Origin of the sequence: Prevotella sp. S7 MS 2 (assembly GCF_000762865.1) — a bacterium.
Classification (GTDB): domain Bacteria; phylum Bacteroidota; class Bacteroidia; order Bacteroidales; family Bacteroidaceae; genus Prevotella.
This window is the reverse complement of sequence record NZ_JRPT01000027.1, coordinates 1-12,821: the sequence shown is the minus strand read 5'-3', so window position 1 is coordinate 12,821 and position 12,821 is coordinate 1. Positions and strand designations below refer to the sequence as shown.

Here is a 12,821-nt window from a genome sequence, read left to right as displayed (position 1 = left end):
GGCAAAACCTTATCCTTTTTTCTTTTTTATATCAATCGAGTAATGTTGAAGCTCTGACCCTTGAAAGCGTCTCAGGAGTCATTTGTAGATAGTTGGCAATATATACCAATGGCGCTCTCAACACTACCTGCGGATTCAATTTGCATATTTTCTTGTAACGTTCTTGCGCAGATTCAAATCTTACAAGATCGGCATGAACTTGCGATATTATCAAACTCTCTTCCAATATCTTGCGATATAAAATTTGAATATTGACATTGTGCAAGGCTACTTCTTCTAAACGATGCTTCGGAAGAGCATAAGCTATGGTTGGCTCTATGGCTTCTACTTGCAATTTGGTAGGCTCTTCCTTAAATAAACTCTCGATACACATGAAGATGGTACGGTCTTCACCAAGATGTTCAGTGACCTCTTTACCGTTCTTAAAATAGAACTGTCGGATCAATCCACGGTCCACATAGTAGATGTTTCGGCACACTTCGCCCTCTTTAAGAATCATTTCATTCTTCGCAAACTTCATCGGTACTAAGATACTCTCTAATATATCAAGTTCATCATGAGTCATAGTACTGTATTTGCGAGCTAATTCTCGCGCTATATCACGGGGAGTATTAACTGGTTCTCTCATCTCAATGTCCTCTCTTCCTGATTATTCTACATATTTAAGAATGATTAATCCAACTTCAAAACGGCCAAGAACGCCTTTTGCGGAACTTCTACATTACCGATTTGCTTCATGCGTTTCTTACCTTTCTTCTGCTTCTCTAGCAATTTTCGTTTACGACTTACGTCACCTCCATAACACTTGGCTGTAACGTCTTTGCGCACACATTTAATCGTCTCGCGAGCCACAATCTTGGCCCCAATAGCTGCTTGTATGGCAATATCGAATTGCTGTCGCGGTATCAACTCTCTCAACTTCTCACACATTCTACGTCCCAATGTCACGGCATTGTCCTGATGTGTCAGTGTAGACAAAGCATCTACAGGCTCACCATTAAGCAATATATCGAGCTTGGCCAATTTAGATGGTCGGAACGAATCGATGTGATAATCAAACGAAGCATATCCTTTTGAGATGCTCTTAAGCTTATCATAGAAGTCTATCACTATCTCGCCGAGTGGCAACAGAAAATGTAATTCCACACGATTGCCGCTCACATACTCTTGTTTAAGGAGCTCGCCACGCTTATCAAGACACAAGGTCATGATAGGACCGATAAAGTTTGTATCTGTAATAATGGTCGCACGAATGTACGGTTCTTCGATATGTTCAATTAAAGTCTGGTCGGGTAAGCCTGAAGGATTGTGCACCTCGCGACTCTCTCCATGCTTATCGTACACCATATACGATACGTTTGGCACCGTCGTAATGACATCCATATTGAACTCTCTATCCAATCTCTCCTGCACAATCTCCATGTGTAGAAGTCCCAAGAAGCCGCAACGGAAACCGAACCCCAACGCAACGGAGCTCTCAGGCATAAATGTCAGCGACGCATCATTGAGTTGTAACTTCTCCAAAGAAGTTCGCAAATTCTCGTATTCCGATGGATCTATCGGGTAAACACCGGCAAATACCATCGGTTTAACCTCCTGAAAACCAGCGATAGAATGCTCGCATGGACGACTGACTTGGGTAATCGTATCACCTACTTTCACCTCTTTGGCATCCTTGATACCGCTGATGATGTAGCCCACTTCACCACATGTAATCTCCTTGCGAGGCACCATATCCATCTTGAGGACACCTACTTCGTCGGCCACATACTCCATTCCAGTATTAAAGAACTTCACTTTATCGCCTGCATGAATGGTTCCATTCTCTATCTTAAAGTATGCGATAATACCTCTAAAACTATTGAATACAGAGTCGAAAATCAATGCTTGGAGTGGTGCTTGAGCATCTCCTTCGGGATGAGGAACACGTGCTACGACTGCTTCCAATATCTCATTGACTCCTTCACCGGTCTTTCCTGAGGCACGAATGATTTCCTCCCGCTTGCAACCGATAAGGTCTATAATCTCATCTTCTACCTTTTCGGGCATCGCACTAGGCATGTCTATCTTGTTGATAACAGGAATTATCTCCAAATCATGCTCTATCGCCATGTATAAATTAGATATGGTTTGAGCCTGAACACCCTGTGTCGCATCTACAACCAACAATGCTCCTTCGCACGCCGCAATACTTCTAGACACCTCATAAGAGAAGTCTACGTGTCCCGGAGTATCTATAAGATTCAATACATACTGCTCTCCATCGCTTGCACGATAGTCCATCTGGATGGCATGACTCTTGATTGTGATACCACGTTCACGCTCCAAATCCATATCATCGAGCATCTGTCCACCTGTAATCTTAATGGTCTGCGTATACTCAAGCATTCTATCAGCGAGCGTAGATTTACCATGATCGATGTGTGCAATGATGCAAAAATTCCTTATGTTGTTGATATTACCCATTTAATAAGTGCGCTTTTAAAGTGCAAATATACAAAGATTTCATTAGATTATTCGTATATTTGTACAGAAATACAAACGAAACGATATGCAAGTTTCAACATATTTAGTCATCAGACGATGTGTGTTTATCATGGGTGCCATCGTAGTTCTTGCATCATGCCATGAGAGTTTAGAAGACCGTGCAGCCAGAGAAGCGAGTGAATACACTCGTAAATACTGCCCTACTCCGGTTGTCAACAACACTCGTACCGACAGTGTTGTATTCAATAAGCAGTCTAAAACTTATACTTACTACTGCTCGTTCACGGATAAATTTGACAATGCAAAGGTGATTCAAGATAACAATAAGAACATCACCGACGGACTCTTGAAAGCCATCAAAGACAATCCGGGTATCAAAATATATAAAGAAGCCGGCTTCAACTTCCAATATGTGGTTCACTCGGCACAAACTCCAAACACGGTATTATACCAACATAACTTCACCACAAAGGAATATAAATAATCTCAAACAATAAAAAGGGAAAAAGCATCTAAGCCTTTTCCCTTTCCTATTTCATACCTTAAGAGTTGTATTTTACTCCTCCGCAGGTTTCATATTCGTGTAAACGTTCTGCACATCATCGAAGTCTTCGAGGCGTTCTACCATTTTATCAATTGTCTCGCGCTCCTCCGGAGTAACGTCTTTCAAATCGTTTGGAATACGAGTAAACTCGGCAGAAGTAATCTCGAAGCCATTCTCTTCCAGATGTTTCTGAATATCTCCGAAGCTTGTTGGTTCACCATAGATGGTTACTTCGTTCTCTTCTTCATCCTCATCGAACTCATCTTCCACTCCAAAGTCAATCAAGTCGAGAATCAATTCTTCCATATCCAAGCCCTCTTTCTTCTTGAAAGAGAACACAGCCTTATGGTCGAACAAGAAGCTCAAAGAGCCCTGTGTCCCCATATTACCATTGAATTTATTGAATACAGAACGTACATCACCTACGGTACGGGTAGTATTGTCTGTCAAAGTATCAACAAAAACAGCTACTCCATGAGGTCCATAGCCTTCGTAAGTCACCTCTTTGTAGTCGCTGGTATCCTTGCCCATAGCGTTCTTGATAGCACGCTGAATATTATCTTTAGGCATGTTCTCACGCTTACAAGTAGCGATGATGGCACGCAAACGCGGATTATTCTCAGGCTCCGGACCACCGGCTTTAACAGCAATAGCGATTTCCTTACCTAACTTCGTGAACGTTCGAGCCATATGGCCCCATCTTTTTAGCTTTGCAGCTTTACGATATTCAAATGCTCTTCCCATTGGAATTCTATAATATAATTGTTTTTATAATGTTCTGATTATCTCAATTCTGCATTCAGTTTTGTTGTCAACTGATGTATCAACTTACTCATGATAGCCTCTATCTGCTTATCGTTCAGTGTCTTCTGCTCGTCTTGTAAGATGAAGTTAACAGCATAACTCTTCTTACCGGCAGGCAGATTCTTACCCTCATATACATCGAAGAGCTCTACCTTCTTCAATAGTTTCTTCTCTGTCTGTTGGGCAATTTGCTCTATCTGAGAGAACTCTACGCCGGCATCAACCAACAAAGCGAGGTCGCGACTTACAGCAGGATACTTGCTTATCTCTTGATATTCAAGTTTGTTTTTGCTCACGGCTTTCACCACTGCATCCCATTCTATATCAGCATAATATACTTCCGAATCGAGACCAAACTTCTTCTGCAAGGCCTTGATTAGGATACCTAACTCTGCAAGCACCTTACCACCACGGTTTTCAAGACGCAATCCATGAGAGAAGATATTATTCTCACTCTTCTTCATTACGACACTACCAGCCGGTACACCCAAACGATTGAAAATATTCTGTACATAAGCTCGCAACTCATAGAACGACATATCTTCATTCGGATGAATCCAACTGCCTTCTACATGCTTACCTGTCAGCCACAAGCCAAGGTGCGAACGCTGTACATAACCACGAATAGGAGCATCCTCGGTTTGGCGTTCTTTCTCGAATGTATAGCAATTACCAAACTCAAAGAATTTCAGATTAGTCTGCTTTCTATTCACATTTCGCACGAGACTTTCGAGTCCACCGAACAGCAATGTCTGGCGCATCACGCCCAAATCCGCACTTAGTGGATTCATCACCTTCACCGTGCGAGCCTCCGGATAAGCGTTAAGTTCCTGCTCTGTATAGTAAGCAGTCTTGCTCAACGAGTTGTTTAAGATTTCGTTAAAACCACATCCAACAAGCTGTTCGCCTATCAAATTCTCCAGTTTATGCTTGGTATCGCCATCACTGGTAACTGTCAACGAACTCTTCAACTGAGTAGGTATCTCGATATTATTATAGCCATAAATACGGAGAATATCCTCTACCACATCGCAAGGACGCTGTACATCCACACGATAAGCAGGTACTTGAAGCTTCAAGCCCTCTTCATCTTCGGACACAATCTCCATTTCCAAACTTGTAACGATACGCTTGATGGTATCTTTACCAATCTGCTTACCGATGAGACGATCGCAATATTCATACTTCAACTCTACATCAAAGCCCTTGATAGGTTCAGGATAAACATCCTTAATTTCCATAGACACCTTGCCACCAGCCAACTCTTTACAAAGAATAGCAGCTTGTTGGAGTGCATAAATAACTCCATTAGGGTCTATACCACGCTCAAAACGGTAGCTGGCATCCGTACTCAAACCATGGCGGCGTGCACTCTTGCGAATCCATGTAGGATGGAAATAAGCGCTCTCCAACACCACATTGCGTGTTGTCTCGTATGTTCCACTACCCCTTCCACCAAAGATTCCGGCTATACACATAGGATCTTCGGCATTACAAATGCTCAAATCTTGCTCGCCCAATTCGTGTTCCTCGCCATCCAGTGTCACAAACTTAGTACCTTCTGGTTGCGTGCGAACTACTATCTTGTGCCCTTTTACCATGTCGGCATCAAAGCAATGCATGGGTTGGCCATAAGCCATCATGACATAATTGGTAATATCTACTATATTATTAATAGGACGAAGACCTATCACGCTCAATTTATTCTTCAACCACTCTGGACTTTCCTTCACCTCGCAGTCGCTGATGCTCACACAAGCATAACGCTTGCAAGCATCCGTATTCTGTATCTCCACGTCAATGGGCAGATCGTGGTTGTCTACTTGGAAAGCTGATGTATCAGGACGATGCAGACTGGTTTCATACCCATTCTGCAACAACCAAGCATACAAATCACGAGCCACACCATAATGACTCAACCCGTCGCTGCGGTTAGCAGTGATATCTACCTCTATTAACCAGTCACTTTCTAGATGATAATATTCTGCAGCAGGCATACCCACCGGTGCATCTTCGGGCAACACGATGATACCATCGTGAGATGTTCCCACTCCGATTTCATCTTCAGCACAAATCATTCCCAATGATTCTACACCACGCAATTTACTCTTTTTGATGGTGAACGAGTCGTCACCATCGTAAAGCACGCACCCCAAATCGGCTACGATAACCTTTTGTCCGGCTGCCACGTTGGCTGCTCCACATACGATTTGCTGTGGCGCTTCCTTGCCTAAGTCTACTGTAGTAACGTGTAAATGGTCACTGTTTGGATGTGCCTCACAGGTCAACACCTTACCAACAAACAAGCCTTTCAGCCCTCCTTTGATGGTTTGTACCTCTTCTAGCGAACCGACTTCAAGTCCACAAGAAGTCAACGCGTCCGCTGTCTCTTGAGGAGTGAGATTAAAATCGACATATTCTTTAAGCCATTTATAAGAAATATTCATTATATAATGATTTTTATGTATACTCAAAAACGTTGCAAAAATACGAAAAAATCAGCACTTTGCAAAAAGTTTTCTACTGTAATACTGCCCCGAAAAGCATTTTTAGGAGTCAATAAATCGCATCAATAAATCTACGACACCACTCTGCCCATACTTTCCTACGTTTAATGTCAAATCGTAGTTGTGCACATCATACCACTCGTGCCCTGTGAAAATCTTGGTATAAAGTTGTCGCGTATAGTCGTTATCGTCTATCATCTGCATAGCCTTTTGCTCGTCTACACCATATCGTTCCATGATACGCCGAACTCTATAATCACGCGAAGCATGCACAAACAGCTTCAAAACGTTAGGCGTATCCTTGAAAATATCAAATCCACAGCGACCTATTATCACGCAAGATTCACGACTAGCTATCTCGCTCATGGCCTTACCTTGAGCAAAAAACAATTGTCGAGACGTGATATCGCGAGGGGTAACATGATACTCGTTCATAGCCATAAACGACTGATAGAAGTGTGTAAAGTCGTCCCACCAAGATGGGCGGCGCTGCTCCAAAGCCTCAGCCTCTTCTTTAGACAGGCTGAACCTATCGGCCACAGCCTGTAACACCTGCTTGTCTATCAACTTCACTCCGAGCCTTTGAGCCAGCTCTTCACCAATAGCATGCCCACCACTACCAAACTCTCGATTTATCGTAATAATAAATTTTTCGTTCTTATCCATAGCTTTTAGTATTAGTTCCACATTCGGTTGCTCTACGCAAATATAACGAATAAATCGTTAGAATGCAACGATTACGATTCAAGTTTCTATTTTTCCATGTGTAAACAAATTGTATTTACCACAGAACTCAATAACTTATAAATCCATAAACTTAAAAACTAACCTCACTGCAAGGGCTTCGCAGCATCGCTGCATCGACTCTTCAACATCGCTGCAAAAGCCAAACAGCAAGACTGCCAAGGCCTTGCAGCATGGTAAAGAGTGATGAGTTAAGAGTGAGAAGTGATGAGTTGAAAGGGAAAAAGTAAAGAGACAAGAAATAAAAGCACGATAATCAAAGAGAGAAAAATCACACCATTACGATGCTGTATTCGGATTTTTTGCGTAAGTTTACAAAATACATTAACATAGTTTTAGAATAAGAGTTATGAGATTATCAGGTAGACGCGAGAGCAACAACGTTGAAGATCGCAGAGGAATGAGCGGAGGTGCCAAGGCTGGTATAGGTGGTATAGGAGGTATTATCCTCATTGCCATCATCACATTCATGTCGGGTGGCAACCTTGGCGATGTCGTTAACAACGTCGTACAACAAGGAGGATTGGAACAATTACAAGATCAGACCTCACCAAGAGAGGAACAATCGTTCGCTCCGGAAGAGCAGGAATTAGCTAAATTCTCACGCCAAATCCTTGCAGGAACAGAAGATGTATGGACCGAAGTGTTCCAAAAGATGGGGCGTAAATACACACCTCCTACGCTTGTACTGTTCACCTCACAAGTTCAAAGCGCTTGCGGTAACGCATCGGCATCGGTAGGTCCGTTCTATTGTTCGGCCGACCAAAAGCTTTATATAGACCTTTCGTTTTTCTCACAGATGAAGAGTCAACTAGGGGCTGAGGGCGATTTCGCCTACGCTTATGTCATAGCCCACGAGGTAGGACACCACGTAGAACACCTATTAGGAACACTCGGCAAAGCCCATCAAGCCATGAACTCGATGAGTAAAGCCGATGCCAATAAGGTAAGCGTACGACTGGAACTATTGGCAGACTACTATGCGGGCGTATGGGCACACTATGACAACGAAGAATACAACAGTCTGGAAGAGGGTGATTTAGAAGAGGCTATTAACTGTGCACAGGTAATTGGAGACAACTACTTGCAAGAAAAAGCACGTGGATATAGTCAACCGGAGAGTTTCACCCACGGAACTAGCAAGCAACGCATGAAATGGTTGAAACTCGGTATTGAGACCGGTAATATGAATACGACTACATTTGATAAGTCGGATGCAGAATTATAAGGGCATTATCGTAATTTAGCTAAAATACTAAGCTACAAAACTATTGGGGATTAAACGAATTTGTCTACATATAAAAAAGAAAAGACTAAACTCGTTTAACTCCCATTTTCATTTTATTCGTAGTCATCTATGACGCTGTTCATAAAGTCCATCATGGGCTTGGCAACCTTGAATACCTTCACACTCTCAGCTATCCAATTCTCCTTTTCAAACAGGGTAGCCGGCACATACTGCCAACACACATAATCTTTCATGCGTAGATAAGGTACTAATTCCGAATCACGAGGAAATCCTTTCGGTGCAGTCTTCAGACGAGTCATGCCGAATCCTTTGCCCGACTTCACCTCCATATCACCCTCATTGGCGTAGCCGAAGGTCTTGACAAAGGCACCATTCTCCACACACTTGAGCCATGCCTCGGTATTACCAAGAATCTCATTGCGACACGAGGTAAGTATATTGGTAGGCAACCAATATGCTCCACTGGCAAGCATACAGCCATCCGGAGCTATATGGAGATAATAACCGGCATGGAGACTCTTCTTTCCTTTGGCACTGACATAAGCTCCGAAATGAGTCTTGTACGGACTCTTATCCTCACTGAAACGTGTATCTCGATAGAAGCGATAGGTACAATCTTTAGCCGTCAGATAACTAATTGAAGGGTCAAACTTGGCTATTGCCAAAATAAGTTGGTCTACACTCTGCTCGAAATCAGCTTTACAGGCCTCGTATTCTGCTTTGTGTTCTTGAAACCACTCGCGATTATTATTGGCTGCAATGGCCTGCAAAAACTTATTGATTCTCCTTATATCCATACATTATTTATTCTAATTTACTTCCTTCCAACAGTTTAGGACAGAACGAATCGAATGGACACACTTCGCATTTAGGACGTGCACTCTGGCACACATAGCGTCCATGCAGCAACAACCAGTGATGTGCATTGGGTATATCCTCGTCGGGTATGCTCTTCATGAGGACTTGCTCAACCTTCAAAGGAGTGTTAGCCGTCTTGGGGACGAGCCCTAGTCGATGGCTCACCCGATAGACATGGGTATCAACAGCCATTGTTGCACGACCAAACCAAACGGCTTGAAGCACGTTAGCAGTCTTACGCCCCACTCCCGGAAGTTTCACTAAATCAGTCATTTCGCTAGGTACTTCTCCGCCGAAATCGCTCACTATCATACGCGACATCTCTACCAAATGCTTGCTTTTGGCATTGGGATAAGACACACTTCGCACATATTCGAACACCTCTTCGGGCTCGGCTTGCGACATGGAGCGGGCATCCGGATAGTGGCGGAAGAGTTCCGGAGTCACCTCATTGATACGTTTATCGGTGCATTGTGCACTGAGCAATGTGGCAACGAGCAGTTGGAAAGCACTGCCGAATTGCAATTCTGTGCCCACACTAGGCTTCTCGCGACGAAAATAATCGAGTATATACTCGTATCGTTCTTTTCTTGTCATAATACAAAAGTACAAAAACAAATGACAGCAAGCACCGATTATAGACAAAAAAAATACCCTCTCGAAACGAGAAGGTATTTAATATTTAGAAATTGTTTCTTACTTTTTATCAGCTCCAGCCTTTACTGTAGACTTGTAAGCTTTGTTCAAACCTGCAATTACCTCGTTGGTAATATCGTATGCCTTGTCTGCATAGAGTAGGTTATCACCGGCCTTACTCAAGATAATGCTGTACTTCTTATCTTGATTGTAAGTCTTCAGATAGTTCTGAATGCTATCGCGTAAAGCCTTATTATACTTATCGGTCTCTACTTGAAACTCACTACTTAGACGCTGATTAAGAGCCTGTAAGTCGTTGTTCTGCTTCTGAAGACCGGCTTGGATAGCCTCAGCCTGCTCACGAGTGTAAGCATTCTGCTGTACTTTTTGCTGGAAGTTGGCAGCCGCAGCCTGCAATTGCTGGTTCTTGGAAGCCAATGTATTCTGAATATTCTGCCCCTTCTTCTGAAGGATGAGAGAGAATTCTTTGCAGAACTTATATTGTGTCATGATACTATCTACTTCTACATAAGCTATCTTCAAGCTTGTAGGAGCAGGCTGAGAAGCCTCAGCTTTGTTATCTACTTTAGGAGCTGACTGATTACATGAAGTCATGGCAAGAATTGCTGTAGCAGCAAGAGCCATATTGAGAAAGATGTTTTTCTTTTTCATTTGTATTTTATTTAATTATGATTCTTAATATGCCTTGTTCGCAGCTCTAGCCTCTTTGTCCTGATCTACGACGCAATGAATACCTTGTTTACGCAAGGCAGCACTGTCATGGATATGCTGAGAAGCAAACTTTCCGTTCTTCTTAAATATCAATTTCACGCTCAACAAAGCTATAGAGATAGCAATTATTAACACGCTCATTAATAATGTTTGTACCATTTTTATTACTTTTGCAGAATAAGATGTACCCTTTTAGTACGTCGCAAAGGTAATATAAAACCATAAAAGGACAAAATAAAATAACATAATTAAATGAATAAAAACGAATTAAAGCCTGCACACATTTTTGAACAGTTTGCAAAAATAAATCAGATTCCGCGTCCCTCGAAACACGAGGAGAAAATTATAGAGTATTTAAAAGAGTTTGGTAAGAGTCATGGACTAGCTACCAAGGTCGATGAGATAGGCAACGTGCTAATATCTAAGCCGGCAACCAAGGGCTACGAAGACCGCGACACCATCATCCTACAAAGCCACATGGACATGGTATGTGATAAATTGGTGGATGTTGACTTCAACTTCTTGACCGACCCAATACAGACTTATGTCGATGGAGATTGGCTCACAGCTAAGGGCACAACGCTCGGTGCTGACGACGGTATCGGTGTGGCTATGCAGTTAGCAGTGTTAGAAGACGACCAGATAGAGCACGGTCCACTAGAATGTCTCTTTACTCGTGACGAGGAAACCGGTCTTACCGGCGCCCACGGATTGGCTGCCGGATTCATGACTGGAACCCAATTAATCAATTTGGATTCAGAAGACGAGGGATTGATATTCGTCAGTTGCGCGGGTGGCCAAACCACACATGCCAAGTTTAAGTTTGACCGTGAGGATGCTCCGGAGGGCTACTTCTTCCTAGAGGCATCGCTAAAGGGACTGACAGGCGGGCACTCCGGGGACGATATTAACAAGAAACGAGCTAATGCCATCAAAATTTTAACTCGCTTCTTATACCTTACCAACGAGAAATATGGACTGCGTTTAGCTTCTTTCAATTCAGGAAAAATGCACAATGCTATCCCTCGTGACGGCAAGATTATATTCGCTGTCAAGAGCGATATGAAGGAAAATGTAAAGGCAGATTGGAATGTTTTCGTATCGGAAGTGGAAGAAGAGTTCCACGTAACCGACCAAGCGATGCAGTTTGCCATGTCAAGTACAGACGCCGTAAAGGTGCTACCTCAGGACATTTCCAATAAGTTCATCTTGGCCATGCAAGCCATTGACAACGGAATATTCACCATGTGCCAAGACGAAGCCATCTCTTGGTTGGTCGAAACATCAAGCAATGTTGCGAGTGTACAGACTTCTGACAACGAGATTTACGTCGTTGCAAGCCAGCGTAGTAACGTAATGAGCAACTTAGAGAATATGACCAATACTGTCAAAGCGGCATTCCAATTGGCCGGTGCAGAACTTACCGTCACCGATAAGTACCCTGCTTGGAAGATGAATCCAGACAGTAAATTGACCAAAACCGCTGTAGAAAGCTACAAGAGATTATTTGGTAAAGAACCGAAAGTACTGGGTATCCATGCAGGTTTGGAATGCGGACTGTTCTCAGAGAAGTATCCTAACGTAGATATGGTGAGCTTCGGCCCAACTCTTCGCTACGTCCATACACCCGAGGAACGCCTCTATATTCCAAGCGTACAGATGGTTTGGGATCATTTGATAGACATTCTCAAGCATGCAACTAAAAAATAAGACTGTATCATACATGGCCATTGCCTTCATAGCAATGGCTCTTTCCTCATGCGGAATGAAGCATCGGGCAAAGGGTTTGGTAGAAAATTACTTGGCCAATAACCTCGTAAACCAAGACATTGCAGCCCTTACGGTCTCTGATGTAGACTCTTCTTTCTACATCACACCGGCTGTCATCAAACGCATGGAAACGAATATTGCAACGCAAAAATCATTCAAGAAAGGCGTCAAATTCAAGACTTCGCCCAATAAAAAAGTGCTCTTCGTACGGGCAAAATATGTCAATGGGACAGACACTTTGAAGCAAACGTTCTATTTCGATGACCAATTGACAACGGTTATTGCTTGCAAAAACAACTAAACAACAATCCCTCGATGAAGCGAAATGCACATCGAGGGATTGTTGTTTTTATGAAGCTAGCATCCGACGCACGTACTGTCGCACCTCTTTTCGGGCTGTTCCAAGTCTGTTTTCAACGCTCTTATAGTTCATATGTAATGTTTGGGAGATTTCAGATACTTGTAATCCCTCGTATAGACTCATTCTATG

13 protein-coding genes are annotated in these 12,821 nt (G+C 42.9%); 4 read left to right on the top strand and 9 right to left on the bottom strand.

All coding sequences use genetic code 11. The features are described from left to right. Positions 1-31: 31 nt before the first annotated feature. Positions 32-628, bottom strand: coding sequence for a Crp/Fnr family transcriptional regulator (locus HMPREF0671_RS05930; RefSeq protein WP_036898001.1), 597 nt, complete (start codon positions 626-628; stop codon positions 32-34). 44 nt (positions 629-672) lie between these two features. Further along, complete coding sequence (lepA, locus tag HMPREF0671_RS05925; RefSeq protein ID WP_036898126.1) at positions 673-2,457, bottom strand: translation elongation factor 4; 1,785 nt, start codon at positions 2,455-2,457, stop codon at positions 673-675. 94 nt (positions 2,458-2,551) lie between these two features. Here lepA and HMPREF0671_RS05920 point away from each other — a divergent pair, with 94 nt between their 5' ends. Then, on the top strand, positions 2,552-2,971 hold the full coding sequence (locus HMPREF0671_RS05920; protein ID WP_231725590.1) for a hypothetical protein: 420 nt from the start codon (positions 2,552-2,554) through the stop codon (positions 2,969-2,971). Positions 2,972-3,043: 72 nt separating this feature from the next. Here HMPREF0671_RS05920 and HMPREF0671_RS05915 read toward each other — a convergent pair whose 3' ends face one another. From HMPREF0671_RS05915 to HMPREF0671_RS05905, 3 genes are all read right to left on the bottom strand, one after another. Further along, positions 3,044-3,775, bottom strand: coding sequence for a YebC/PmpR family DNA-binding transcriptional regulator (locus tag HMPREF0671_RS05915; RefSeq protein WP_036897997.1), 732 nt, complete (start codon positions 3,773-3,775; stop codon positions 3,044-3,046). Between the two features lie 38 nt (positions 3,776-3,813). Continuing rightward, positions 3,814-6,282, bottom strand: a complete 2,469-nt coding sequence (gene pheT, locus HMPREF0671_RS05910) for a phenylalanine--tRNA ligase subunit beta (protein WP_036897994.1) — start codon at positions 6,280-6,282, stop codon at positions 3,814-3,816. 102 nt (positions 6,283-6,384) lie between these two features. Further along, on the bottom strand, positions 6,385-7,008 hold the full coding sequence (locus tag HMPREF0671_RS05905; RefSeq protein ID WP_036898119.1) for an AAA family ATPase: 624 nt from the start codon (positions 7,006-7,008) through the stop codon (positions 6,385-6,387). A 427-nt stretch (positions 7,009-7,435) separates the two neighbouring features. On the opposite strand from HMPREF0671_RS05905, the gene HMPREF0671_RS05900 reads away from it, so the two are divergent. Continuing rightward, a complete protein-coding gene (locus tag HMPREF0671_RS05900; RefSeq protein WP_036897991.1) occupies positions 7,436-8,314 on the top strand; it encodes a neutral zinc metallopeptidase in 879 nt (292 codons plus the stop codon). Positions 8,315-8,427: 113 nt separating this feature from the next. Here HMPREF0671_RS05900 and HMPREF0671_RS05895 read toward each other — a convergent pair whose 3' ends face one another. From HMPREF0671_RS05895 to HMPREF0671_RS05880, 4 genes are all read right to left on the bottom strand, one after another. After that, the gene (locus HMPREF0671_RS05895) at positions 8,428-9,132 is read right to left on the bottom strand and encodes a DUF2461 domain-containing protein (RefSeq protein WP_036897988.1); all 705 of its coding nucleotides are present in this window, start codon (positions 9,130-9,132) and stop codon (positions 8,428-8,430) included. A gap of 7 nt (positions 9,133-9,139) precedes the next feature. Continuing rightward, positions 9,140-9,790 (bottom strand): endonuclease III, encoded by a 651-nt coding sequence (gene nth, locus HMPREF0671_RS05890; protein ID WP_036897985.1) that lies wholly within the window; start codon positions 9,788-9,790, stop codon positions 9,140-9,142. A 99-nt stretch (positions 9,791-9,889) separates the two neighbouring features. Continuing rightward, positions 9,890-10,501, bottom strand: coding sequence for an OmpH family outer membrane protein (locus tag HMPREF0671_RS05885; RefSeq protein WP_036897983.1), 612 nt, complete (start codon positions 10,499-10,501; stop codon positions 9,890-9,892). Positions 10,502-10,525: 24 nt separating this feature from the next. After that, positions 10,526-10,720, bottom strand: a complete 195-nt coding sequence (locus tag HMPREF0671_RS05880; RefSeq protein WP_036897980.1) for a hypothetical protein — start codon at positions 10,718-10,720, stop codon at positions 10,526-10,528. Positions 10,721-10,813: 93 nt separating this feature from the next. Between HMPREF0671_RS05880 and HMPREF0671_RS05875 the strand changes: the two genes are divergently transcribed. Continuing rightward, on the top strand, positions 10,814-12,271 hold the full coding sequence (locus tag HMPREF0671_RS05875) for an aminoacyl-histidine dipeptidase (RefSeq protein WP_036897977.1): 1,458 nt from the start codon (positions 10,814-10,816) through the stop codon (positions 12,269-12,271). Then, complete coding sequence (locus HMPREF0671_RS05870; RefSeq protein WP_036897974.1) at positions 12,255-12,632, top strand: hypothetical protein; 378 nt, start codon at positions 12,255-12,257, stop codon at positions 12,630-12,632. Before HMPREF0671_RS05875 ends, HMPREF0671_RS05870 begins: the two co-directional genes overlap by 17 nt. The last annotated feature ends 189 nt before the right edge of the window (positions 12,633-12,821 follow it).